Raw genomic sequence first — 22,624 nt, 5'->3', positions numbered from 1 at the left:
GTTTCTCGCGCACGACAGGAGCGCGGGCCGCACCCGGCTCACCCGCGCCGTGCCGCCGCCCCTTCCCGGCCGCGTTGCCAAAGGTCTGAACCAAGTACACCACGGGCCCGCGCGCGGCGAGCCGGACGGGAGTCTGCCGGGCACCCGACGTGCCCGTCCGTCCCCGGCCTCCCCGCGCCATTGCCGGGCGCGAAATCGCGCACGGCACCGCCCGGTCGCCGGGGAACGGCGGCCGGGCGGTTCCGGGCCGAAATCAGATTTCGTCGACCTGGTAGGCGACCAGTTCGACGGGTGCGAGCAGTGAGCCCTCGCATTCGGCGACCGCGGGACCGAATCCGTACGGCACCGGCCGGCCGACCACGAACCAGAACGCGCTGCCCGTCGTGCAGTGCGCGATCACCCGGTATCCGTAGCCCGCACCGGGAAAGCAGCTGACCGAGACGCCCTGTCCGAAGAGGATCCCGTAGCGCTCGCCGAAACAGCCGGGTGGCGCGAAGTCCCCGCCGGACGCGGCCGCGGGCGCGGCCGAAAGACCCACCAAGGAAAGCACGGCGATCGATAAAACGGCCCATTTCCTGCGCATGACCCACTCCTCGATACGGAGACCCGACTCGATGAGCGTAGAAGTGCGCGAGAATTACCGGCAATTCATCGGGCCAGTGAATCCGCGTGCAGCGGACAGTCACGGCACTGCTCCATCCGGGCTAGCCCGCGCCCCCGGCCGGAGGGGAATTCCTCACCGGCGCACGCAAACCCGGTTCCGCCCGGTGTGCTTCGCCTCGTACACGGCCTTGTCCGCGGCGCCGAGCACCTGGTCCACCCCGCTGCCCGCCGCCGGGTGCACCGCCACCCCGATCGACACCGACAACCCGTCGATCCGGCGCCCGTCGGCCGTCTCGACGGCCAGGCCCGCGACCGCGTCGCGGATCCGTTCGGCGACCGCCGCCGAGTGGGCCTGCCCGATGCCCGGCAGCAGCACCACGAACTCCTCGCCGCCGAAGCGGCCGACCGCGTCGTAGATCCGCACCTCGCCGCGGACCGCCCGGGCGACCGCGCGCAGGACGTCGTCGCCGGCCAGGTGGCCGTGGGTGTCGTTGACGCGCTTGAAGTGGTCCAGGTCGATCATCAGGATCCCGCACGCGCCGCCGGTGCGCCGCGCCCGTTCCAGCTCGGCCTCCGCCCGCGCCCGCCACTCCGCGATGGTCAGCAGCCCGGTCGTGTGGTCGCGGGTCCGCAGCGCGAGCTGCCGCCCGAGCTCACCGCGGCGCAGCAGCACCAGCGGCAGGACCAGCAGCGGCACCAGCCACGGCCGCGCGGTGAGCAGGACCGCGGCGACCGCCCCGAAGCACAGCGTGGCCGCGTCGAGCACGTTCTCCGGCACGGACCCGGCGAGCGACAGCCACGGCCGGGACGGGTCGTGGAGCTTGAACCCGATCATCACCAGCACCGTGTTGACCAGGAAGAACGTCAGGCCGGCGGCGAACGCCGCGGCGACTCCCGGCGCGCCCGCACCGGTGCCGAACAGGCCGGCGACGGCCCACGCGGCGAACGCGGTCACCACGCACGTCGCCACCGAGCACGTCACGCGGTAGGGCCGCACGCCGGGCACGTCCGCCGTCCGCGCCCAGGCGTGGGCGTAGATCAGCACCGTCAGCACGGCGGCGAGCCCGGGCGGCATCACCAGCGCGGCGGCGAAGATCCAGACCGAGCTCAGGCTGACGTGCGGGTTGCGCGCCAGGAACCGCTGCATCCGCTCGGCCTGGGCCGACAGCTCCGCCTGCGCCAGGGCCGAGCCCAGCAGGATCGCGAAGAACAGCCATTCCCGGGCCGTCGGCGCGGTCGACGGCACGAGGAACGGCAAGATGACCGCCGCGGCCTCCACCGCCAGGTAGTACGGCAGGACGCCGGGCGGCGCGGTGCGCAGCCGGGTGCCTCCTGACGGGTGCACGGCCGTGAAGTCCCCCTGCGGATCCACTTACCCTCCCGTGTTCGTGGATCGGCCGGGCTCCCCCGCCCGGCACCCCCACGATAGGCGCACCGGGCGGCGGGCGGAAGCCCGGAGCGGGGCCGCCGCTGTGTCCGAAGTGGACGGTCAGTGCGCGAACGCGGTGAGGAACCGGTCGCGGAAGGAGTCCATCTTCCAGACCGGCGCCTGCGCGGCCGGGTGCAGGCCGTCCGTCCAGCCCCAGCCCGAAATCCGGTCCAGCACCCGTGGATCCTTGGCCACGATGGTGATCGGCACGTCGTGCACCGCGCCCTGCGGGGTGACCACCGGCGGCTGGTGGTCGCCGAGGAAGACCAGTACGAGATCGTCACCGCCGTAGTGCTGCACGAACGAAATCAGCGTTTTCAGGGAGTAGTCGGTGGCATCCCGGTAGGCGTCGCGGATTTTCGCGGGGTCCTTCCAGACCGACTCCGGTGCTTCGCCGGCGGCGGGCATCGGCCCGAAGACCGAGCCGTCCCCGACCTGGTTCCAGTCGACCGGCCAGGGCCGCGGCGACCACGGCGCGTGGCTGGAGACGAGGTCGACCTCGGCCATCACCGGCCGCTGCGGCGACGCCTTCGCGAGCTCGGTGCGCTGCAGCGTCGACATCGTGAACTGGTCGGGCATGGTGGCGTAGGCGAACCCGGGGCCCCGGTAGCCGACGTGGTGGGCGTCGTAGTAGGCGTCCGGGTGGTAGAACCGCTGCCCCTCCGGCCAGTCCTTGGTGTGCGCGGGCACGTCCCAGACGGTCCGCCAGCCCGCCCGCTGGAAGGCCCCGCCGAGGGTCAGCCGGTCGCTGGCGAGCAGGTCGTTGTAGCGCTGCTGGTTGTCGATCCACATCCCGGACTGCACGGTCGAGTGCGCCAGCCAGCTGCCGCCGCCGAACGTCGAAGACGAGAGGAAGGCGCTGCGGGCGCCGATGCCCGCCGCGCGCAGTTCGGCGGTGCCCGCGTCGAGCGTGGCGCCGATCTTCGGGGCGAAACCCGGGTCGTCGAGGGCGATCCGGCCGTAGCTTTCGACGAAGGTGAGCACGACGTTCTTGCCGCGCAACCCGTTCAGCAGCTGCGCGCCCGGGGTGCCCCGGAACGCGTCTTCCGCGGCCACCTCGCCGAACGGCCGCTGATCCCGCAGGTCGGCGCCGACCTGACGGAGGTCGCCGTAGGCCAGCGCCGCGGCGCTCTGCGCGGCGACGGGCTGGCCCGGCGCGACTTCCACGCCGAAGACCGAGCAGACGATCCAGATCACCCCGAGCACGGCCACGACCCGGGTCGCCCCGGTCCGCCGCCCGGCGGCGACCCGGCTCAGCCGCAGCGTGGCGAGCACCATGAGCACGACGACGGCCACGGCGAGCAGCCCCGCCCCGGCGAGCGCGGCGACGGCCGCGGCGTCCCCGACCTGCCCGGCGAGGAACTCGACGCCGGCTTGGAAAAAGCTCCAGTCGTAGACGGGGTCGAACGGCTTCTCGAGGGTGGCGTAGAAGCCGGTGTCGAGCGCCTTCAGCACGACGAGCAGCCCGAGCACGAGGCCGAAGGCGACGGCGAGCACGCGCCGGGGCCGCGGCGGCAGGACCAGCACGAGCGCGGCGACGAGCAACCCCTCGACGGGCACGCGCACGAGGGCCTCGGCGGAGAAGGAGGTGAGATCGTCCGGCGCGAGGAGTGCGAACAGCACGAGCAGCGCGGCGAGCCCGGTGAGCACCCGGCTCGCGACGGCGTGCCGCCGCGCGGTGCGGGGCAGGCCGAAGTCGGTCAGGGGCGCGGCCGGGGTGACCGGGCCGGTGAGTCGGAGCATGCGGGCCTCACGTAGTGGTTCGCGGCGGCGACCGCCCGGCCCGTGCGGCGGGGCCGGCGATCCTCACCCGGTATACGGGCCGGGGCGCCCGGCGGTTCACGCGGCCGGCGGTGTGCGGGGACGATCCGCGCATTCGCGGCAACACCGAAAAGAGCCGCCGTTACCCGCGGGCACCCGGCGCAAACCCCGTCCCCGCACCTTTCACCCGCGAAAACGCCGAGAACCCCCGGGACAGGTGAGCGACCGTTGCACGCCCCGGCCACCGGTGTTCTCCTCGGGAGGTCCGAAGATCGATTCCGCACCGGGAGGCGAACCGATGAATCTGTTCGACAAGGCGAAGGAAGCGCTCGGGAACCACCCCGACCAGGCCGACCAGGGCATCGACAAGGCGGCCGACGCCGCCAAGCAGCGGTTCGGCGACCACGCCGACAAGATCGACCAGGGCTCCGACAAGGCGAAGGAGTTCCTGCACAAGCAGGGCGGCGGCCAGCAGGACGCGCCCCCGCAGTGACCGGCCGCCGGTGATCGCCCAGCCGTCCGGGGGAACCACGCTTCACCCCCGCCGCGGCTGGGTACCACCGGCTCCGTGGTCGCCACCTACCTCGTTCCCGTCCGCACCGCCCTGCTGCTCTTCCCGCTCCTCGTGCTGGCCGTCATGCTGCCGGCCGCCTTCGTCAGCTACCGGCGCCGCGGGCGGGCCGGCGGCTGGCCGACGTTCGTCTTCTACACCTTCCTCTTCTACCTGCTGGCCATCGCGATGCAGACGGTCCTGCCGCTGCCGGCCGATCCCGCCTACTGCGCCGGGCACACCTACGCCAGTTCTCCGCAGCTGCGGCCGTTCTACTTCGTCGAAGTGGTGTCCCAGCGGGCCCGCGGCCACTGGAGCCCCGGCGCCCTGCTGCACAACCCGGCGGTCTGGACCACCGCGCTCAACGTCGTGATGCTGGCCCCGCTCGGGTTCTACGTGCGGTACGCGCAGCGGATGCGGCTGCTGCCCGCCACCCTGGTCGGCTTCGGCGTGTCGCTGTTCTTCGAGCTGACGCAGCTGACCGGCCTCTGGTTCGTCTACCCGTGCCCGTACCGCCTGTTCAGCGTCGACGACCTGATCCTCAACACCGCCGGGGTCGTCGTGGGCTGGCTGCTGGCCGGGCCGCTCGGCCGGCTGCTCCCGTCGCCGGCACCGGAGCACGACCGGCGCCGGTACGCGGCGAAGGTCACCTTCACCCGGCGGCTGTTCGCGCTGGCCACCGACCTGCTCGGGTTCGCCGCGCTGCTCGGGTTCCTCTTCGGCCTGCTGACGCTGTTCGGCGAGGACCTGCGCCACCGCGACACGCCGGTGGTCATCCTCGCCCTCGTCTGGTTCGTGGTGCTGCCCGCCGTGACCGGGTCGACACCCGGCAAGCGGGCCATGCTGCTGCGGGTGACGCGCCGGGGCGGCCGCCGGGCCGGGCCGGTCGCGCTGCTGGTCCGCAACGGCGTCCTGCTCTCGCCGCTGTGGCTCACCTGGCTGCTGCTGGACCTGGACCACTGGGACCTCGGCACCCACCCCGAGCGGCTGCTGCTCCCGGTCGCGCTGGCCGCGTCGGTGTTCGTGGTCGGGGTGTGGACGCCGCTGGCCGTGCTGCTGGACGACGAGCACCGGGCGCCCTACGAACGGCTGACCCGCACCGTCAACACCGCCGTCGTGCCGCCGGCCGCCGACCCCGAGCCGGCGCCCGAACCCGCCCGGCCGGAGGAAGTCCTTAAAGGACGGTGACGGGACACCGTGCTGCCCGGGGTCGACAGCGCTGGTAGATTGCGTCCGGAACGGGTTGAGCCGCCAGCCCGCCTCCCGATCCCCATCCTGGAGCTTGACCATGACCACCGACGCAGCGCGGCCCCGGCAGCGGTTCTCCGGTGACGGCTGGTCACTCGAAGCGCACGAGACCGGCGACTTCAGCGTCTACACCCTGCGCGGTGAGTTCGACTTCGCGGTTTCACCCCGGCTCGCGGACCTGCTCACGCCGGACGACGGCGTCACGCGGGTCGTCGCCGACATGACCGAAGTCCGGTACTGCGACTCCAGCTGCCTGCAGGTCCTGCTCCGGCTGGCCCGGCGGCTGCACGCGGCGGGCGGCCGGTTCGCCGTCGTGACGGCCGAGCCGGCCGTCTCCCGGCCCATCACCCTGCTCGGTCTCGGCGACGTCATGCCGGTGCACCCCGCGCTCGAATCGGTCGAAACCTCCTGGGGTGCGGCATGACGACCTCGGACACCCGTGTCGGCGGCCCCGGTTCCGGGCATGAAGAAGGGGAGGGCCTCCCCGGGGGGTCAGGCACGGCGAAGGAGGCGGACGTGAAACTCCGATCTGTCCGGCACGAACTCGGCATCTCCCCCGAGCTCGCCGAACTGGCGCGGGTCCGCCACTGGGTCCGCACGGTCCTGCGCGGGTTCCCGGCGACCTTCGTCAGCACCGCGGTCATGGTGGTCGACGAGCTGACGTCGAACGCCCTGCGCCACGGCCGCGCGCCCTACCACGTGCGGCTGCTGCCCGGCGCCGCCAAGCTGCGCATCGAGGTCGACGACAGCGGCGGCGAGCCGGCCCGGCGCCGGACGCCGTCCGACCACGGCGGGCGCGGGCTCCTGCTGGTCGAACGCTGCGCCGCCGCCTGGGGGCAGCTGCGCCGGCCCAGCGGCAAGACGCTGTGGGCCGAGCTGGCCACCGACCCGGACCCGGCCGGGGCCCGTGGCTGACCCGGCGCGCACCGCGCCCGCCGTCGCGGCCGACGGCACCCGGGGCTGGACCACCGCGCCCGTCGCCGCCCTGGTGGCCGACGACGCCGGGGTGATCCGGTCCCTCAACGACGCCGCCCGCCGGCTCTTCCCCGCCGCCGCGGCGGGCCGCCCGGTCGCGGGCACGGTCGCGGACTGGCTGGTCAGCGCCCACGAAACCGGTTCGGCCGGGGTCGTCCGCGGCGAGATCGGCGAGCGGTGCTTCGCGGCTCACCCGATCCCGCACGGCGACGCCGTGACGTGGTGGCTGCTCGACGAGACCGACACCCGCTCGGCCCGTGACGCGCTGGCCCGCGAGCAGGAGCGGACCACGTTCCTCAGCGACGCCTCCGCGGCCCTGCTGGGCTCGCTCAACCTCGACCGCTGCATGGAGGTCGCCGCCCGGCTGGCCGCCCAGCACCTCGCCGACGCGGCGCTCGTCCTGGCCCCGACCACCAGCAGCACCTTCCCGGCCGTCTCGTGCGTGCGCGGCGGCGAGCCGGCCCGGGCCCGGCTGGAGATCGACCCGGACGAGCTGCCCGGCCTGGGCGAGGCGCTGCAGGGTTTCCCCCCGGTGCCCTCGCGCTGGCTCGACCCGGACGCGGCGCCGTCCTGGGTGCTGCCGGAGGGCTTCGGGCCGGTCGGCTCGATCGTCGTGACGCCGCTGCCCGGCCACGGCGTCCCGGCCGGCGCGCTGGTGCTGCTGCGCCGCGGCGACCGGGGGTCGTTCACCGATTCCGAGGAGCTCTTCGCCCGGCTGTTCGCGGCGCGGGCGGGAGCGGCGATGTCGGCGGCCCGGGTGTTCGCGCTGCAGGCGTCGATCACCGACACGCTGATGCGCGAACTGCTCCCGCCCACCCTCGAGCAGCTCGGCGGCGTCGAGTTCGCCGGCCGGTACCGCCCGGCCCGCGACGGCGAGCGGATCGGCGGCGACTTCTACGACGTCCACTCGGCGATCACCGCCGACGGCGACGAGTCACTGGCCGTGCTCGGCGACGTCTGCGGCAAGGGCCTCGACGCGGCCGTGCTGACCGGGAAGATCCGCACCACGCTGCGGGCCCTGCTGCCGATGGCCGGCGACCACCACCGGCTGCTGGACCTGCTGAACCGCACGCTCGGCGACAACGCCGACGCCCGGTACGTCACCCTGGTGCTGGCCTCCGCGCGGCGCGAAGGCGCGAACGTCCGGCTGCGGGTGACCTGCGCCGGGCACCCGCCGCCCCTGATCGTGCGGACCGACGGCCGGGTCGAAGAGGCCGAGAGCCAGGGCAGCCTGATCGGCGTGCTGCCGGAGATCGAGTCGGTGAGCGCGGACGTCACCCTGCAGCCCGGGGAGACCTGCCTGCTCTACACCGACGGGATCATCGAGGCGAAGGGCGGCCCGCTCGGCGACGCCATGTTCGGCGAAGACCGGCTCGAGCAGGCTCTGGCCGAGTGCGCGAACATGCCGGCCGACGCCGTCGTCGAGCGCGTCCAGATGCTCGCCTCGCAGTGGATCGGGCGCGGCACCCACGACGACATGGCCGTGCTGGCGATCACCGCGCCGCGCGGGCAGCACCTGGCCGCGGTCGGCGGCCACGGGCGCGGGAGGTACACCGCATGAGCACCGTCACCCGGAGCACCGGGGTGGCCGGACACGCCGAACGGCTCTGGGCCGCCGTCACGACCGGCGACGAGTACACCGCGGGCGACGTCGTGATCCAGGCCCTCGGCGACGGGACCGACCCGGAGAGCGTGCTGCTCGACGTGATCGGCGCGGTGCAGCGGCGGGTCGGGCGGGAGTGGGCCGCGAACCGGCTCACCGTCGCGCAGGAGCACGCGGCGACCGCGATCAACGACCGCGTCATCGCCACCTTCGGTTACGTGCTGCGCCGCCCCGAGCCGCACCTGGGCCGGATCACCGTGGCCTGCGTCGACGGCGAATGGCACGCGATGCCGGCCCGGCTGCTGTCGGAGGTGCTGCGCCTGCGCGGGTTCCAGGTCGACTACCTCGGCGCGCAGGTGCCGGCCCCGCACCTGGTGGCCCACCTGCACCGGACCGGCCCGGACGCGGTGGCGCTGTCCGGCTCGATCGCGACCCGCCTGCCGACGGCCCACGCGACGATCACCGCGTGCCAGGCGGCGGCGACCCCGGTCATCGCGGGCGGCGCCGCCTTCGGGCACGACGGCCGCTACGCCCGGCTGCTGGGCGCCGAGGCGTGGGCCCCGGACGCGCGGGCGGCCGCCGACCGGCTGGCCCGGCCCCTCCCCCGGCCGCACACGGCCCACCAGCCGCTCGACGACCTGCCGCACCTGGCCGACCAGGAGTACACGCTGGTCACGCGCAGTTCGGGCCGGCTGGTGAAGGCGGTGCTGGCCGGCCTGGAAGAGCGGATCCCGGCGGTGCGGTCCTACACCGATCTGCAGCGCCAATACGCCGCCGAGGACGTCGCACACATCGTCGAGTTCCTGGCCACGGCCCTCTACGTCGGCGACTCCGAGCTGTTCACCGGATTCCTGACCTGGACGGCCGGAATCCTCACCGCGCGCGGCGTTCCCGCGGCTTCCCTGGTACCCGCTCTCGAGCTGCTCGAGGCCCAGCTGCGGGACTTCCCGCGGGCCACCGGCCTGCTCCGCACCGCACGCACGGAATTGGCGGGACAGGCCGCCGGATCGGAGCTCCCGGCATGACCACCGCCCTGACGTGCACGTGGAGCACGCCGGAGGACACCACGGCCCACGTGACGATCGCGGGCGACCTCGAGTTCGCGACGGCCGGGCTGCTGACGCGCCTGGTCACGGAGCGGCTGGCCGGCCACGCGAGCGTCCGCGAGGTCCACCTGGACTGCGGCGCGATCGGCTTCTGCGACTCGTCCGGGCTCTCGGAGCTGCTGCAGGTGTACCGGGTGGTGACGGCCGCGGGCGCCCGCCTGCACCTGGACAACCGCCGGCCGGCCCTCGACCGCCTGCTCATCCTGACCGGCACGGCGAGGTACCTGACGGGCGAGACCGCGGACACCCGCGCACGCCGCGACTCCTAGGCCTGCAGCTCCGCCAGCTCCCACGGGTCGTGGGCGCTGAACACCGTCACCTCGTCCCCGTGCCGCCGGACCAGCTCGCGTAGCCGGGCCTGGGTGCCCAGCCGCAGGTCGTGGTGGAGCTCCGAACGGGTCTGGACCACGTCGAGCACCGGGTGCGGTTCCGGGTCGGCGGCGAGCTCGCGGTGGTAGTAGTAGGCGTCGCCGCAGTGCAGGAGCCAGCGGGTGCCGTCGTGGACCGCGACGCCGGCGTGGCCCGCCGTGTGGCCGCCCAGGGGCACCAGGCGGATGTCCGCCGCCAGGCCGGTCAGGGGCGCCGATGCGAAGCCGAACCAGTCGTCGCCCGCCGGTGCGTCGTAGGTTTCCCACTTCGGGCCGTGCGCCCAGTGCGCGGGCCGGTACCGGAAGCTCGGCGCCTCGGCCAGCGCCGCGTCGAGTTCCGCGGTGAGGAGGTGGACCCGGGCGGCCGGGAAGTCGGGCAGCCCGCCGCAGTGGTCGACGTCGAGGTGGGTGACGACGACGTGCCGCACGTCGGCCGGGTCGAAGCCGAGCCCGGCGATCTGCCGGACGGCGGTCTCGGCCTCGGCGAGCCGCGGCCGGGCCATCGCGACCCAGTCGCCGCCCAGGGTGGCGGCCGGGTCGCGGACGTCGTCGAGGCCGAGACCGGTTTCGACGAGGACGAGCCCGTCGTGGTCGGTCTCGGCGAGCAGGCAGTGGTTGACGGCGGGTGCGGTGGGCAGGCCGGGCGCGTCGATCGGCCGCACGGACCCGCAGTTGAGGTGGTGGATTTTCATGCGGCCATCGTCCGACTTGAACTACGCTTCAAGTCAAGGAGGCGGTCATGACCCTGCTCGACATCGCCGAAGTCGCCGAGAAGGCCGGCCTGGCCCCCTCGGCGCTGCGGTTCTACGAAAAGCGCGGCCTGATCGAGCCGGCGGGCCGCAACGGCCTCCGGCGCACGTACCACCCGGACGTCCTGCCGCGGCTGGACCTGGTGGCGTGCGCCCGCGGAGCGGGCTTCACGATCGCCGAGATCGCCCGGTTCCTGGTGGCGACGCCGAGCGACGCGGCCCTGCGCGAGCGGATGGCGCAGAAGGCGGCCGAGCTGGAGGAGACCATCGCGCGGCTGACGCGCATGCGCGCCAGCCTGCGCCACGCGGCGGCCTGCACCCACGCACCCCTGGTCGAGTGCCCGGACTTCAAGGCGGCGATCGACCGGTAGTCCCTACCGCTCCCCCCGCGCCAGCTTCGACGGCCACCAGATGCGCCGCCCGACGTCGACCGTCAGGGCCGGGACCAGCAGGGACCGCACCAGCAGCGTGTCGAGCAGCACGCCGAACGCGACGATGAACGCGATCTGCGCCAGGAACAGGATCGGGATCACCGCCAGCGCCGAGAACGTCGCCGCGAGCACGACGCCGGCCGAGGTGATCACGCCGCCGGTCAGGGACAGCCCGCGCAGCGTGCCTTCGCGCGTTCCCCGCGTCAGCGCCTCCTCGCGGACCCGGGTCATCAGGAAGATGTTGTAGTCGATGCCCAGCGCCACCAGGAAGACGAACCCGAACATCGGCACCACCGGGTCCGCGCCCGGGAAGTCCAGGAGGTGGTTGAACACCAGCGCCGACACGCCCATCGTCGCGGCGAACGACAGGACCACCGTGGCGATGAGCAGCAGGGGCGCCAGCAAAGAGCGCAGCAGCAGGGCCAGCACCAGGAAGATCACCAGCAGCACGATCGGGATGATCAGCGCGCGGTCGTGCTTCGACGTCTGCTGCGTGTCCAGCTGGATCGCGGTCGGGCCGCCCACCTTCGCGTTCGCGCCGGGGACCGCGTGCACCGCGTCGCGCAGCCTGGCCACCGTGGTGACCGCCGCTTCCGAGTCCGCCGGGTCGGTCAGCACCGACAGGATCTGCACCCGGCCGCCGACCACCTTCGGGCGGCCGTCGGGGCCCGGCAACGGGATCGACTGCGCCACTCCGTCCATTGTGGACGCCTTCAGCACGGCGGGCAGCGCGCCGGCGTCGGCGATCGTGATCGCGGGCGCGCCGAGGCCGCCGGGGAAGTGCCGGCCGAGGATCTCCTGCCCCGTCCCCGATTCGACCTGGGTCAGGAAGACGTCGGACTGCGCGGTGCCGGACGCCTTCAGCTGCGGCAGGAACGCGACGCCGACGCCGAGCACCAGCGCCGTCACCACCCAGACCGCCCGCGGGCGGCGGCCGACCAGGCGCGCCACGCGGCCCCAGATCCCCGCGGTCTCCGGGTGCGGCGAGCCCAGCGCCGGCTTGAACGGCCAGAACGCGCCGCGCCCGCACAGCGCCAGGGCCGCGGGCAGGAACGTGGTGGACGCCAGCAGCGCGGCGCCGATGCCGATGGCCGCGACCGGGCCGAGGCCCTTGTTCGAGTTGAGGTCGCTGAACAGCAGGCACAGCACGCCGAGCACGACCGTGCCCGCCGACGCCGCGATCGGTTCGAGCGTCGCGCGCCAGGCCAGCTTCAGGGCGTCGAACCGGCTCGGCGTGTCGCGCAGCTGCTCGCGGAACCGCGCCACCAGCAGCAGCGCGTAGTCGGTCGCCGCGCCGAAGACCAGGATCGAGAGGATGCCCTGGCTCTGGCCGTTGAGCGCGAGGACGTCGTTCTTGGCCAGCAGGTAGACGACGAGGCTGGCCAGCCCCAGCGCGAACACCGCCGACAGCAGCACCAGGAACGGCAGCAGCGGGCTGCGGTAGACCACGACGAGGATCAGCGCGACGACACCGCCGGCGACGAGCAGCAGGATGCCGTCGATGCCGCCGAACGCCTTCACCAGGTCGGCGATCTGCCCGGCCGGCCCGGTGACGAGCACGGTCAGCCCGGGCGGGGCGCCCTCGAGGTGGGCCCGGACCTCCTTGACGACGTCGGCCGGGTTGCCGTCGGCGAACACCGGCACGGACAGCTGCACGGCCTGGTCGTCCCGCGGGGCCTGCTGCGGCTTGCCGAGCGGGCCGGCGACGCCGGGCACGCGGCCCAGTTCCTGCGCCTTGGTGTCGAGGAACCGCCGGTCTTCGGCGGTCAGGCCGCTGGTGCGCTCGGCGACGACCGTCGCGGGCAGCACCTGGCGCGGGGTGAACGCCTTCTGCTCGTCGGACACCTCGGTGGCTTCGGCCGAGCGCGGCAGGAAGGCGGCGTTGTCGTTCTTCGCGACCTCGGAGAGCTTCCCGGCGAACGGGCCGCCGAAGCCGCCCAGCGCGAGCCAGGCCACCACCAGGAGCGCGGGGATCAGCCACCGGAGGCGGCGCGGGGTCTCGTTCATGGTCGCTAAGGTCCTTTCGAGCGCGAACACGCCCAATTGTTCAGCAAGCTGAACATTCTGCACGACGACCCGGAGTGACGGTGAGCACAGCCCCCGAACCCGACTGGAGCACCTGGCCCACGGGGCGGCTGCTGGCCGCCGCCGCCCGGCTGGTGGAACAACGCTGGGTGGCCGTGCTCGACGGCATGGGGCTCACCCACGCGGGCCTGATCGCCCTGCACACCCTGCGCGACGGGCCGCTCCCCCAGCGGACGCTGGCCCAGCGCTGCCAGGTCACCGACCAGACGATGAGCCGCACCCTGGACCGCCTGGCCCGGGCGGGGTTCATCACCCGGACGGCGGACCCGGCCGACGGCCGCCGCCAGCTCACCCGGCTGACCGAGCGCGGCCGGGCGGTCCACGAGGAGGCCGTGCGCGCCGAACCCGCCCTGCTCGGCGGCCTCGGCGACGACGACGCCTTCCGCGCCGGCCTGCTCGATCTGATCACCCGGCTGTCGGCGGGCGATTGACCGCGGCCGGGGCTGGGTAGCTCTTCCTACATGTGGATCGCGGTGAGCACCCCAGTGGCCCTCCTGATCGCTACCGTCCTGATGGAGCGGTTCGAACGACGATGCCGCCTGGTGCCCACCGCCGAAACCGAGCACCCACCCGTGCACGGCTGACCCTTGACCTGTGAGCCACGTCTCATTCTTCCCCCCCGAGAACCTCGGCCGGCGCACCGGCGACTGACTCCACGGATCCGGCGTCCGGAGTCCGGGTTCCAGGGAGGAGAGAAACCATGCGTGGCACCAGGAAAGCGGCCGCCGGGGTGGCCGTGCTGGTCGTGGCGGCCGGCATCGGGATCACCGGCGGCGCGTCGGCGGATCCGGGATCCACCGAGGGGAAGACGAGCGTGCAGCAACCACCGAAGGGGGCCCGGGCGACCGTGCAGGTCAGCCCGAACCCCACCACCCACCGCGGCCAGGAAGTGACCATCACCGGGAACTGCGGCGGCGGCACCGGGCTGAAGTCCGTGCTGGGCGGGTTTCCCGAGCACCCGGTCCTGGAGAACATCCGCATCCTCGAAACCGGCCCGGACCGGTTCGTCGCCAAGGCGAACCTGGCCGCCCATATCGGCAACGGTGTCGGGCCGGTGTTCGTCGACTGCGGCGGCGAAGCGGGCGTGACCCTGCTGGTCACCCACGTTTGAACACCGTTACGGCCCGCTCACCGGCTGGGGTTCCGGTGAGCGGGCCGACCCGAAATGGCGACCGGATTCAGCAGGTCTTCCATGCGAAGTGGTAAATCGTGTCCACGCTCGCGTGTTCGGAATCCATTTCGATGAAACTGCCCGCCGAAGAAGTGCCGGCGTCGGCCCGCAGTTCCGCATTGATGTTCAGGTTGCGGCTCTCCCCGCACGGCGCGAACACGAGTTCGTCGACGTCGGTCACGTCGGCGGCCCGCCACACGCCGTTGAACGGGCCGGGGAAGGTGTGCCGCACGCGAGCGGTCGGCGCCGTCCCGGTGAAGTAGTAGTTGGCTTGTTCGAGCGCGCTCGCGCCGCTCTCGATGTGCGCGTAGCCCCGGTAGTCCGCCTCGGCGATCGCGTACGTGAACCCCTGCGGCACATGGACGAGCACGTTGATCTGGCAGTTCTTGCGGCCTTCGAGGGCCGAGACGCCACCACCGGCCTTCGCGGTGAAGTTCGTGTAGTGCACCGTGAACGCCGTGTTGTCCGACGCGACGTCGGCCGAGGCGGTGGCCGTGCCCGCCGGGCAGCCGGACCCGTTGATGGTCTTGATGTCGAGCGTGATCTTTTCGGACGGAACCGAGTCGGCCCCGGAAGCGACGGGGGCGACGAAGGCGGACAGAATCAATGCGGCAACGACCGACATACCGAGCATGACGCTCCTCCAAACGGGCCACGGTGCCAAGTGGTCATGATGATCGCGCGCGGAGAGGATCGTAGCGCGATCGCAACCTTTTCGACGGCCACTGAACGGAGTAACACGACTCGGCGTGAGTGCACGGGAAATCCATTTCCCGCTATTTCCCCTTTCGCGGGGTGCGATATTCGGGGAATCGAAGGTCAAGACTGGTCCGGACCAGCGCCGTGCCGGAGGGAATACGGCGGGGTGGCCCCGGCGAGCAGCGCTTCGGCGTCCAGCGTCGCCGCCGGGCTCCCCCGCTCCGCGAACCGCCGCGCCACCAGCGCGCCCGGTTCGGCCACCCGGTCGGCACGGCCGGTCAGGAAGGCCCACTCGTGCTCGTCCGAGCCGAAGTACAGCACCGTGCCGAACACCTCGCGGAACCGCCGCCACGACGCGCGCAGCGTCTCGTTGCGCCACAGCGTCGGGCAGCCCGCCTGGCAGGTCACCACGCCGCCGGGCGCCAGCAGCCGCGCGCAGCGGGCGAGGAAGTCCGTGCCGTACAGGCGGTTGTGCTGCGCGGCCGGGTCGGCGTTCTCGTCCGGCAGGTCGATCACGACCACGTCGTAGGTGTCGCCCCGGTCCGCCGCCGCGGCCAGGAACGCCCAGCCGTCCGCATAGGACACCCGGACCGGCCCGGCCCCGCCCTCGGCCCGGGCGAGGTCCGCCGGGGTGTAGCCGTAGGGCAGGTGCCCGGCGCAGGCGCGGACGGCTTGCTCGTCGATGTCGACGTGGTCGACCAGCGACGCCCCGGCGGCGACCGCCAGCTCGCAGGCGACCCCTTCGCTCGACCCGATGACGAGCACCCGCCGCACCCGCTCGGCCAGCAGCAGGGCGGGCACCATCAGCGCTTCGTGGTACACCAGCTGGCTCGCCTCGGTGCTCTGGCGTTCGTCGTCGCAGAACAGCGAAACCCCCTGCGCGGTCGTGCCGATCAGCACCTCCTGGTACGGCGTGCGCGCGTGGAACCGCACGTCGCCGACCTCCCAGACGCGGGTGAGGCCGTCGCCGACCGGTTCGTGGATCAGGGGCATCAGCGTTCTCCCCGGTGGAGGACCGACAGGTGGACCGGCGCGGCGTGCAGCGCCTTGGCCAGCAGCCGCAGGGCGTGCTCGGGATCGGCGCGGTCGCCGCAGGTGAACACGTCGGCGAAGAGCGACCCGTGCTCCGGGTAGGTGTGGACGGACGCGTGCGACTCGGCCAGCAGCGCGATCACCGTGGCGCCCTGGGGCGCGAACCGCTGCGCCACGACGTCGAGGACGGTCGCGCCCGCCTCCGTCACCGCGGCCCGCAGCAGTTCCCCGAGCCGGTCCGGGTCGTCGAGCAGGACGGGGTCGACACCGTGCAGCTCGGCGAGCACGTGCCGTCCGGTGAAGCGGCCGATGTCAGGCATCGCCCCACCGCCCGATGCAGTACGTGCGCAGCGGCTCGATCCCGTTGAACCCGACCGACGCGTAGCTCGCGGTGTAGGCGCCGGTGCCCGGCAGGTCGAGCCGGTCGCCGGTGCGCAGCGAAAGGGGCAGTTCGTACGGCGTCCGCTGGTACAGCACGTCGTCGCCGTCGCAGGTGGGCCCGGCGAGCACCACCGGGCCGGCCGGGCCGGCCGCGTCCACCGGTTCGAAGCGGTAGGCGATCGCTTCGTTCTCGGCCTCGGCGAGCCCGTTGTAGCGGCCGATGTCGAGGTACACCCAGCGCCGCCCGTCCCGCGGCGCGACCAGCACGACCTCGGTCCGCAGCAGGCCGGCGTCCGCGACGAGCACCCGGCCGGGCTCCAGCAGCAGCTCCGGCCGGGCCGCCGGGAAGTACGCGCCGAGGGCGGCCTCGATCGTCGCCGCGTAGGCGGCCAGCGGCGGGACGGCGGTGCGGTGGGTGGTCGCGAACCCGCCCCCGAGGTTGAGCCGCGTCATCGCGACGCCCTCCGCCGCGGCCTCGGCGAAGAGCTTCGCCGCCGTCGCGATGCCGGTCTCCCACGCGGTGACGTCCGGCTGCTGCGAGCCGACGTGGAAGGCGAGGCCGGGCCGCAGCCCCCGCGCGGCCGCGCGCCGCACCAGGTCGAGAGCCTCGGCCGGGGCGCAGCCGAACTTCCGGCCGAACGGCGTCGCCGAGTCCGGCGTGTCGAGCACGACGCGGATCGACACGGCCGAGCCCGGCGCGTGCCGGCCGAGGTGGTCGACGTCGGCCGCGGCGTCCGAGGTGAACTCCCGGACGCCGCGCCCGAACGCGAAGGCGATGTCGCACGGTTTCTTGATCGGGTTGCCGTACGCGAGGTCGGCCGGGTCGGCGCCGCGGCCGAGGCACAGCCCGACCTCGGCCGGCCCGGCGACGTCGAAGCCGATCCCGGCCGCCACCAGCGCGTCGAGCACCGGCGGAGCCGGGTTGGCCTTGACCGCGTACCGGATCAGCGCGTCCGGGAACGCCGCCCGGAACTCCCGCGCCCGGGCCGCGACGACGTCGGTGTCGACGACCAGGCACGGCGTCGGCGGCTCCCGCTCGGCGAGGAACCGGCGGATCCGGGTGAAGTCGGCGCACACGGGCGCCAGTGTCGCAAACGGTCATCAGGCGAACCGCCACAGGTGGTCCGGCGTCCCGTTGTCGTCCCACTGCGTCACCTGGGCACCGTCCGCCGTGGACTGCTGGTCGACCGCCATGACCTTGCCGCTGCGGACGTTGACGAGCTTCGACCAGCCGCCGCCGGCGTCGACGATCCGCCAGTTGTGGTCGGGGGTGCCGTTGTCGCGGTACTGCTGCACGTGGGCGCCGTTGTCGAGGCTCTGGTCGTGCACGGCGAGGACCTTGCCGCTGTTGCGGTTGACGATCCGGACGGTGCCGTCGCCGTTGTCGACCACGGCCCACAGGTGGTCGGCGGTGCCGTTGTCCGTCCACTGGGTGACCTCGGCCATGTCGGCCAGCGACATCTCCGACACGGCGAGGACCTTGCCCGAGCGCTGGTTCTGCAGCTTCCGCCACACCGTCGCCGACGCGGCCGGGCGGGTGAGCAGCGCGAGGTAGCCGCCGGCGACCGGGCGGGCCTGGAAACCGCGCTGGGTGGCGTCGGCGACCACGTACCAGTCGCTGAACGGCACCCGCTGCGGCGTCGTGTTCGCGTAGCTGTAGACGCCCTCGACCAGGGTGGTGCGGATGTTCGGCTGGTCGGTGAGCCAGGCCGCGGTCCACAGTTCCCAGTCGGCCTTCGTGTAGTTGTTGCGCGGGTCGAGCAGGACGCCGTGCGCGCCGGCCCGGGCCTGGTACCAGGCGGCCTCCTGCGCCGCGACGCCGAGCGGGACGAGGTCGAGGCCGAGCACGCGGTCGGCGAACCCGTTGTACTTGAGGCTCCACGTGCCGGGCTGGTCGTAGGCGAGGCGCAGGTGCTGGCCGTCCTCGGCGAGCGTCACCCACTGGCTGACGTAGCTGCGGGACGTCGAGCGGTACCGCTGGACGTCGGCCGCGTTCCCGGTCGCGGCGGCGATGATCCCCATCGCGCCGACGCCGATGATGCCCTTCAGCGCCAGGTTCGCGCTGTGGGCGATGAAGCCGGTGAAGTCGTCGGTCTGGTTCTGGAAGCCGGGGTCGAGGGTGTTCGCGATCAGGTATTCGGCCCACTGCCGCAGGATCCGGTAGTGGGTGGTCGCGAAGGCGGCGGCGTCGGCCTGGGGCAGCCGCTGCACCAGGGCGGCGGCCATGATCAGCAGGTTGGCCGATTCCTCGACCGGCATGCTCTCCTCGTTGCCGTCGTTGTGCCCGGTGGCGTCCGGGTAGTGGGTGCCGAGGTCGTGCTCGGCGTACTGCATCGGCCAGCCGCCGCGCTCGGCGTAGTCGAGCAGCGGCTCCAGCAGCAGCCTGAGGTAACCGGGCGAAAGGTAGAGGTAGGCGGGGAACGCCGGATAGCTGACGTCCACTGTGGACATGTTGCCGTTGGAGGAGATCTCCTTGAGGAACACCCACGGCGAGCCGCCCCGGTCGACCAGTTCGGTCCCGCCGAAGGCCTGGCGCAGCGCGAGCGCGCAGATCCCGGCGTAGTGCTCGCCGGTGTTGCCGCCCCCGGCTGCGGCGACGGCGTCGTCGTGCAGCCGCTGGTCGATCGCGGTGGCGGCGGCCAGCGCGGCGGCGTAGTCGTTGGCGAACCAGACCGCCATGTCCGGCCAGCTGCCCCAGTAGTGCGTCCACCAGGGCCGCAGTTCGGTGCCGAGGTAGCGGACGGCGGGGGTGCGGACGTGCCCGATCGCGAGCGTGAAGGGGACGGAGGTGCCGCCGGCCGGGACGGTGCCGAGGTTCTTGTTGAAGGCGAGCACGGGCCAGCGGTCGTTGATGGCGCGCGGCTGCGCGGTGTCGCCGGTGTTGTTCAGGGTGCCCTGGCCCGCCGAGGCGGCGCGCACGACGGTGTCCTGCCCGATCTGCCAGGTGGTCCCGGACGTGGGTGCGGCAAGGACGAGCGAGCCCCAGCTGGCCTGGTCGCCGCTTTCCTGCAGGACGCCGGGGGTGGCCGGGGTGCAGCTGAGGAGGGTGTAGCCGTTGGACTGCTGCTGGGTCCAGGTGACGGGGGTGGCGGTGTTGCCGTGCACCCACTCCGCGGAGGTGTCGAAGTGCAGGTCGACGGTGTGCGCCCGGCCGTCGGCGCTGGCGGCTTGGAGGGTGACGTACCCGAACGGCACGCACTGGCGCTGCAGGTTGGCGGGGTCGACGGGCGAGAAGAAGGTGACGGTGAGGTTCACGCCGCCGCCGGTGAGGACGTAAGTCGAGCGGGTGCCGGTGACCTGCAGGCTGACCTGCGTCATCGGCGTGGCGGCCGGGCTGCCGGGCGCGCCGGCGAACAGGTAGGCGGTCCCGTCGATGCGCGCGAGGCCGCAGAGGGCGGTGATGTGCCCGGTCCAGAAGCTCGACCAGGTCCCGGCGAGGTTATCGGCGGCCTGCCAGGTGGACAGGTAGGGCGAGCGGACGATCAGCGGAGTGGCGGGCGGCCGGATCGGGCTGAAGGTCCCGGCCGACGCGGTCCCGGGCAGCCAGAGAGCGGCAGCCACGGCGGCAGCGGAGGCTCCGGCGAGCTGGAGCAGGGATCGTCGGGTGAGGTGATCGCGTTCTCGGGAGGACATCGGTGGCCCCTTCCACGGCGAGCGGCGAACGGCGCAGGGTTGGTTTTACATCGTTGGTACAACGTTGTAAATCCGCCGAAGGTCGGGGTTGGGGTGAGGGCGGACCACGGGAGGCGCAGGTCCGGTGCGGGTGGTGGCGTGGGACCGGCGAGTGGTGCGGCGCCGTCGGCAGGGCGAGCGGCGGCGCGGCTGGGCGAGCGGCAGCGCGGCCAGGCGAGCGGCAGCGCGACCGGACGAGCGGCAGCGCGACCGGACAGCGGGGTGCGGCGCCGCCGGGCGGGCGAGCGGCGGCGCGGCCGAGGCAGAGCCATGCCGCGGGATCCGGCGGCAGCGGCCGCTTCGGCCGCCGCGGTATTGCCTCCTTCGCCGGGCGATCGTGGTGCGAGTGGTCGGTTGCAGCGGTCCGTGCGCCCGAAGCAAGGCCGGCCACGCTCCTCGCGCGACCCGAACCGGCGCAGCCCTCACCCGCCCGTGCCTCGCCGCCGGAAACCACCGGCCACTGTGGACCGTCGCGGCGGCCCCGGCCGCGGGCCGGGGCCGCCGGTGGTCACCGGGGGCCGGTGCGTCCGCGGGACGCGACCGCTGCTTCCGGTTCGACGCTCACCCTCGGGCGCAAGGGCCGGGCCTCGAGGCCCTCGACGTCGATCACCAGGAACCAGTGGGCGTTGGCCGGGATGTGGATCTTGAACATCGGCGCGGTGGCCACCCCGCCGTGCATCCGGTAGTACTGCCGGCGCCGGTAGGCCTGGAAGTTGACCGCCGTCAGCAGCCTGACGTTGGCCATCGCGTCCAGGCGGACGGTGACCACCGCGTCTCTTCGCACTTTCCCGAGGTCGAACACGCTCGGTTCCATTTCGTCCCTCTTCCACGCGTGAAGTTTCGGTTCCGGTTCTGCGGTCGCGGGCAGCGCGGAACGCGCCGCGGAGCACACGACGGACGGCAGATCGGGAGGGGCTAGCCGGGGCCGGTACCGGGTTCGCACGGCCGCCACAGCGGCACGAAGACCCCGTGTACCCGCGTGGCCGCCGGGAGAACGTGGATTCCGTGGCCGGTGGCCAGGAACGCGGGCGGAATCGTGGACCCGGTCCCGGACGCGACATCGGACGGCGCGGGACGCACCGGCACCGGGGTGTCCCCGGGAGCGTCGCGGCGGGGCCGCAGGTCGGCGTGGACGGTGCTTCGGTGCGGAGCGGCTTCGCCGGTGCAGACGCGGCCCGGCCGGACCGGGTGCGCGGACTCCGCCTGGGGCCTCGCCGCGGGGTGGGCCGCGCTCACGGGCTCGTCGACGGCCAGGCCGACGACGACCGGGGAAACCGGCGCGAGAACGGGCCCCACGGCCCGGCTGACCACGAGCGGAAGCCGGCTGGTGCGCGCGGGCGGAGGGGCGCCGAGGACGGGTGCGGTCACGGGCTGCACGACACCGGCGACCGGGCGGGTGACGGGTTCGACGGCCTGCACCACGGGGTCGAGGACGGACTTGGCGATCGGGGCGACCACCTGCGCCAGTGGTTCGACGGAACGCACGATCTGCGAGACCGGCTCGGCGAGAGGGCCGACGCTTCGAACCACGGGCGCGACGACGGGACTGAGGTCGGCCACCACCGCGCCCACGGTCCCGGTCACGGGCGCCACGGTCTTGGCGGCGGCACGTGCGACGGGCTCGACGATCGCACCGGCGCCGCGAGCCAACGGCGCCACAACAGGCGCAGTCACGGGCGATGCCACGCTCGCGGCCGCACGCGCGACTGGTGTCACCACCGCACCCACGCTCCCGCTCACGGGCGCCACGGTCTTGGCGGCCGCTCGCGCGACCGGCTCGACAACCGCACCGGCGCCGCGAGCCACCGGCGCCACAACAGCCCCAGCCACCGGCGACACCGCATTCGCGGCCGCACGCGCCACGAGATCCTGCGGTGCTGCGGAACGAGCCGAAGCCGTGATCGCATCCGGCGTCGAACCCAGCGCCGAGTCACCCTGCGTGGCCGCGTCGGCGGCTCCGCACACCAACCACGAGACCAGCCACAGGCCCGCCACCGCCCCCGCCAGCACCAGCAACCGCCGGGCGGCGACTGCTGCGTCGCCCTCCTTGCTGGCCCTGGACACTTCGGTGAACCTCCACAGGATGCGGGACTGGGTCTTTACCCCTCAACGTCGCCGGCGACACCCCTGCTACGGGCCGCTCGGCGCTTCCACTCGTCCGGCCTAGCGTTCCCCCACCCGGCCACCCCGGTTAAGGGCCCACTCGGGTGAGGCCGCTCCACCGGACGTCCGCTCGCCGGTGCCTCCGCCGCCGTCAGGCCTCCTGCGCACGTCGCTGACCCGACAACGCGCCCAGCGCCGTCACGCCGTGCTGCAGGCCCTCGCGGAACGTCGTCCGCTGGCCCGGGCTCATTTCCGCCAGCAGCGCGTGCTCCAGTTCCGCCACCGCCGGTGCGCAGCCGGCCAGCAGGTCGCGGCCCGTGTCCGTCAGGCCGGCCAGCAGGACGCGTTTGTTGTCCGGCTTCGGGGTCCGGGCGATCAGCCCGCGTTTTTCCAGCGTCAGCACCATTTCGTGCATGGTCTGCGGCCGCAGGAACGACCGGCGGGCCAGCTGCGCCGAAGACAACGCGCCGCTGGCCTCGAGCACCGTCAGGGCGGTGTACTGCAGCGTCGTGAGCCCGAGCGGCCGCAGGGCGTCGTCGAGCAGCGCCCTGATCACCAGCTCGAGCCGTTTGACCAGGTACAGGGTCAGCGGCGGGCCGGCGGGCTGCTGCTCCGCGGAGGTGCTCACGGCGCCCATCATGGCACGCGCGCGCCGCTA

General features: G+C 73.4%; 23 protein-coding genes. 10 read left to right on the top strand and 13 right to left on the bottom strand.

The genetic code is table 11. The features are described 5' to 3' along the window. Positions 1–253: 253 nt before the first annotated feature. The 3 genes from ABZW17_RS10550 to ABZW17_RS10540 form a co-directional block, all read right to left on the bottom strand. Positions 254–583 carry a hypothetical protein gene (locus ABZW17_RS10550; protein ID WP_354811824.1) on the bottom strand — a complete coding sequence of 110 codons (330 nt, stop codon included), beginning with the start codon at positions 581–583 and terminating at the stop codon, positions 254–256. A 153-nt stretch (positions 584–736) separates the two neighbouring features. Continuing rightward, a complete protein-coding gene (locus tag ABZW17_RS10545; RefSeq protein ID WP_354811822.1) occupies positions 737–1,975 on the bottom strand; it encodes a GGDEF domain-containing protein in 1,239 nt (412 codons plus the stop codon). A 117-nt stretch (positions 1,976–2,092) separates the two neighbouring features. Further along, positions 2,093–3,775, bottom strand: coding sequence for a sulfatase (locus ABZW17_RS10540; protein ID WP_354811820.1), 1,683 nt, complete (start codon positions 3,773–3,775; stop codon positions 2,093–2,095). Positions 3,776–4,091: 316 nt separating this feature from the next. Between ABZW17_RS10540 and ABZW17_RS10535 the strand changes: the two genes are divergently transcribed. The 7 genes from ABZW17_RS10535 (at position 4,092) to ABZW17_RS10505 (ending at position 9,544) form a co-directional block, all read left to right on the top strand. Next, positions 4,092–4,286, top strand: a complete 195-nt coding sequence (locus ABZW17_RS10535) for an antitoxin (RefSeq protein ID WP_354811818.1) — start codon at positions 4,092–4,094, stop codon at positions 4,284–4,286. Between the two features lie 75 nt (positions 4,287–4,361). Further along, positions 4,362–5,531, top strand: a complete 1,170-nt coding sequence (locus ABZW17_RS10530; protein ID WP_354811816.1) for a VanZ family protein — start codon at positions 4,362–4,364, stop codon at positions 5,529–5,531. 100 nt (positions 5,532–5,631) lie between these two features. After that, a complete protein-coding gene (locus tag ABZW17_RS10525) occupies positions 5,632–6,015 on the top strand; it encodes an STAS domain-containing protein (RefSeq protein WP_354811814.1) in 384 nt (127 codons plus the stop codon). Positions 6,016–6,107: 92 nt separating this feature from the next. Beyond that, on the top strand, positions 6,108–6,506 hold the full coding sequence (locus ABZW17_RS10520; RefSeq protein ID WP_354811812.1) for an ATP-binding protein: 399 nt from the start codon (positions 6,108–6,110) through the stop codon (positions 6,504–6,506). Next, positions 6,499–8,127 (top strand): PP2C family protein-serine/threonine phosphatase, encoded by a 1,629-nt coding sequence (locus tag ABZW17_RS10515; protein ID WP_354811810.1) that lies wholly within the window; start codon positions 6,499–6,501, stop codon positions 8,125–8,127. Before ABZW17_RS10520 ends, ABZW17_RS10515 begins: the two co-directional genes overlap by 8 nt. Beyond that, positions 8,124–9,194 (top strand): cobalamin-dependent protein, encoded by a 1,071-nt coding sequence (locus tag ABZW17_RS10510; protein WP_354811808.1) that lies wholly within the window; start codon positions 8,124–8,126, stop codon positions 9,192–9,194. The genes ABZW17_RS10515 and ABZW17_RS10510 overlap by 4 nt, the downstream gene beginning before the upstream one ends. Then, positions 9,191–9,544 carry an STAS domain-containing protein gene (locus ABZW17_RS10505; RefSeq protein WP_354811806.1) on the top strand — a complete coding sequence of 118 codons (354 nt, stop codon included), beginning with the start codon at positions 9,191–9,193 and terminating at the stop codon, positions 9,542–9,544. The genes ABZW17_RS10510 and ABZW17_RS10505 overlap by 4 nt, the downstream gene beginning before the upstream one ends. Here the strand turns inward: ABZW17_RS10505 and ABZW17_RS10500 are convergent. Beyond that, positions 9,541–10,335 (bottom strand): MBL fold metallo-hydrolase, encoded by a 795-nt coding sequence (locus ABZW17_RS10500; protein ID WP_354811804.1) that lies wholly within the window; start codon positions 10,333–10,335, stop codon positions 9,541–9,543. The two genes, ABZW17_RS10505 and ABZW17_RS10500, sit on opposite strands and share 4 nt — an antisense overlap. A 47-nt stretch (positions 10,336–10,382) precedes the next feature. Between ABZW17_RS10500 and ABZW17_RS10495 the strand changes: the two genes are divergently transcribed. After that, positions 10,383–10,763, top strand: a complete 381-nt coding sequence (locus ABZW17_RS10495) for a MerR family transcriptional regulator (RefSeq protein WP_354811802.1) — start codon at positions 10,383–10,385, stop codon at positions 10,761–10,763. Between the two features lie 3 nt (positions 10,764–10,766). Here the strand turns inward: ABZW17_RS10495 and ABZW17_RS10490 are convergent, their stop codons facing one another. Continuing rightward, positions 10,767–12,830, bottom strand: a complete 2,064-nt coding sequence (locus ABZW17_RS10490) for an MMPL family transporter (RefSeq protein WP_354811800.1) — start codon at positions 12,828–12,830, stop codon at positions 10,767–10,769. Between the two features lie 74 nt (positions 12,831–12,904). On the opposite strand from ABZW17_RS10490, the gene ABZW17_RS10485 reads away from it, so the two are divergent. Both ABZW17_RS10485 and ABZW17_RS10480 read left to right on the top strand, forming a co-directional pair. Beyond that, positions 12,905–13,339, top strand: a complete 435-nt coding sequence (locus ABZW17_RS10485) for a MarR family transcriptional regulator (RefSeq protein WP_354811798.1) — start codon at positions 12,905–12,907, stop codon at positions 13,337–13,339. A gap of 269 nt (positions 13,340–13,608) precedes the next feature. After that, entirely contained in the window at positions 13,609–14,019 is a 411-nt protein-coding gene (locus ABZW17_RS10480; RefSeq protein WP_354811796.1) for a hypothetical protein, read from the top strand. 67 nt (positions 14,020–14,086) lie between these two features. On the opposite strand, the gene ABZW17_RS10475 is transcribed toward ABZW17_RS10480, so the two are convergent. The 8 genes from ABZW17_RS10475 to ABZW17_RS10440 form a co-directional block, all read right to left on the bottom strand. Then, complete coding sequence (locus tag ABZW17_RS10475; protein WP_354811794.1) at positions 14,087–14,713, bottom strand: DUF4360 domain-containing protein; 627 nt, start codon at positions 14,711–14,713, stop codon at positions 14,087–14,089. Between the two features lie 185 nt (positions 14,714–14,898). Then, a complete protein-coding gene (locus tag ABZW17_RS10470; RefSeq protein WP_354811792.1) occupies positions 14,899–15,771 on the bottom strand; it encodes a spermidine synthase in 873 nt (290 codons plus the stop codon). Next, positions 15,771–16,130 (bottom strand): adenosylmethionine decarboxylase, encoded by a 360-nt coding sequence (gene speD / locus ABZW17_RS10465; protein ID WP_354811790.1) that lies wholly within the window; start codon positions 16,128–16,130, stop codon positions 15,771–15,773. The genes ABZW17_RS10470 and speD overlap by 1 nt, the downstream gene beginning before the upstream one ends. After that, entirely contained in the window at positions 16,123–17,268 is a 1,146-nt protein-coding gene (locus ABZW17_RS10460; RefSeq protein WP_354811788.1) for a type III PLP-dependent enzyme, read from the bottom strand. Before ABZW17_RS10460 ends, speD begins: the two co-directional genes overlap by 8 nt. A gap of 24 nt (positions 17,269–17,292) precedes the next feature. Next, positions 17,293–19,752: a DUF5127 domain-containing protein gene (locus ABZW17_RS10455; RefSeq protein WP_354811786.1), complete on the bottom strand. Its 2,460-nt coding sequence runs from the start codon at positions 19,750–19,752 to the stop codon at positions 17,293–17,295. Between the two features lie 619 nt (positions 19,753–20,371). Continuing rightward, positions 20,372–20,677 (bottom strand): DUF1883 domain-containing protein, encoded by a 306-nt coding sequence (locus ABZW17_RS10450; protein WP_354811784.1) that lies wholly within the window; start codon positions 20,675–20,677, stop codon positions 20,372–20,374. 101 nt (positions 20,678–20,778) lie between these two features. Beyond that, positions 20,779–21,447, bottom strand: coding sequence for a hypothetical protein (locus ABZW17_RS10445; protein WP_354811782.1), 669 nt, complete (start codon positions 21,445–21,447; stop codon positions 20,779–20,781). A 670-nt stretch (positions 21,448–22,117) separates the two neighbouring features. Further along, positions 22,118–22,606, bottom strand: coding sequence for a MarR family transcriptional regulator (locus ABZW17_RS10440; RefSeq protein ID WP_354811780.1), 489 nt, complete (start codon positions 22,604–22,606; stop codon positions 22,118–22,120). Between the last annotated feature and the right edge of the window lie 18 nt (positions 22,607–22,624).

The sequence above is a fragment of the Amycolatopsis sp. NPDC004625 genome (assembly GCF_040609695.1).
Lineage (GTDB): Bacteria > Actinomycetota > Actinomycetes > Mycobacteriales > Pseudonocardiaceae > Amycolatopsis.
This window is presented reverse-complemented; position numbering and strand designations above follow the sequence as displayed.

What these genes read in the sequence shown, in the direction of transcription:
- ABZW17_RS10550 (WP_354811824.1), bottom strand. Translation starts at nt 583, where the DNA reads ATGCGCAGGAAATGGGCCGTTTTATCGATCGCCGTGCTTTCCTTGGTG.
- ABZW17_RS10540 (WP_354811820.1), bottom strand. Translation starts at nt 3,775, where the DNA reads ATGCTCCGACTCACCGGCCCGGTCACCCCGGCCGCGCCCCTGACCGAC.
- ABZW17_RS10535 (WP_354811818.1), top strand. Translation starts at nt 4,092, where the DNA reads ATGAATCTGTTCGACAAGGCGAAGGAAGCGCTCGGGAACCACCCCGAC.
- ABZW17_RS10525 (WP_354811814.1), top strand. Translation starts at nt 5,632, where the DNA reads ATGACCACCGACGCAGCGCGGCCCCGGCAGCGGTTCTCCGGTGACGGC.
- ABZW17_RS10510 (WP_354811808.1), top strand. Translation starts at nt 8,124, where the DNA reads ATGAGCACCGTCACCCGGAGCACCGGGGTGGCCGGACACGCCGAACGG.
- ABZW17_RS10505 (WP_354811806.1), top strand. Translation starts at nt 9,191, where the DNA reads ATGACCACCGCCCTGACGTGCACGTGGAGCACGCCGGAGGACACCACG.
- ABZW17_RS10500 (WP_354811804.1), bottom strand. Translation starts at nt 10,335, where the DNA reads ATGAAAATCCACCACCTCAACTGCGGGTCCGTGCGGCCGATCGACGCG.
- ABZW17_RS10495 (WP_354811802.1), top strand. Translation starts at nt 10,383, where the DNA reads ATGACCCTGCTCGACATCGCCGAAGTCGCCGAGAAGGCCGGCCTGGCC.
- ABZW17_RS10490 (WP_354811800.1), bottom strand. Translation starts at nt 12,830, where the DNA reads ATGAACGAGACCCCGCGCCGCCTCCGGTGGCTGATCCCCGCGCTCCTG.
- ABZW17_RS10480 (WP_354811796.1), top strand. Translation starts at nt 13,609, where the DNA reads ATGCGTGGCACCAGGAAAGCGGCCGCCGGGGTGGCCGTGCTGGTCGTG.
- ABZW17_RS10475 (WP_354811794.1), bottom strand. Translation starts at nt 14,713, where the DNA reads ATGCTCGGTATGTCGGTCGTTGCCGCATTGATTCTGTCCGCCTTCGTC.
- ABZW17_RS10470 (WP_354811792.1), bottom strand. Translation starts at nt 15,771, where the DNA reads ATGCCCCTGATCCACGAACCGGTCGGCGACGGCCTCACCCGCGTCTGG.
- speD (WP_354811790.1), bottom strand. Translation starts at nt 16,130, where the DNA reads ATGCCTGACATCGGCCGCTTCACCGGACGGCACGTGCTCGCCGAGCTG.
- ABZW17_RS10450 (WP_354811784.1), bottom strand. Translation starts at nt 20,677, where the DNA reads ATGGAACCGAGCGTGTTCGACCTCGGGAAAGTGCGAAGAGACGCGGTG.
- ABZW17_RS10440 (WP_354811780.1), bottom strand. Translation starts at nt 22,606, where the DNA reads ATGATGGGCGCCGTGAGCACCTCCGCGGAGCAGCAGCCCGCCGGCCCG.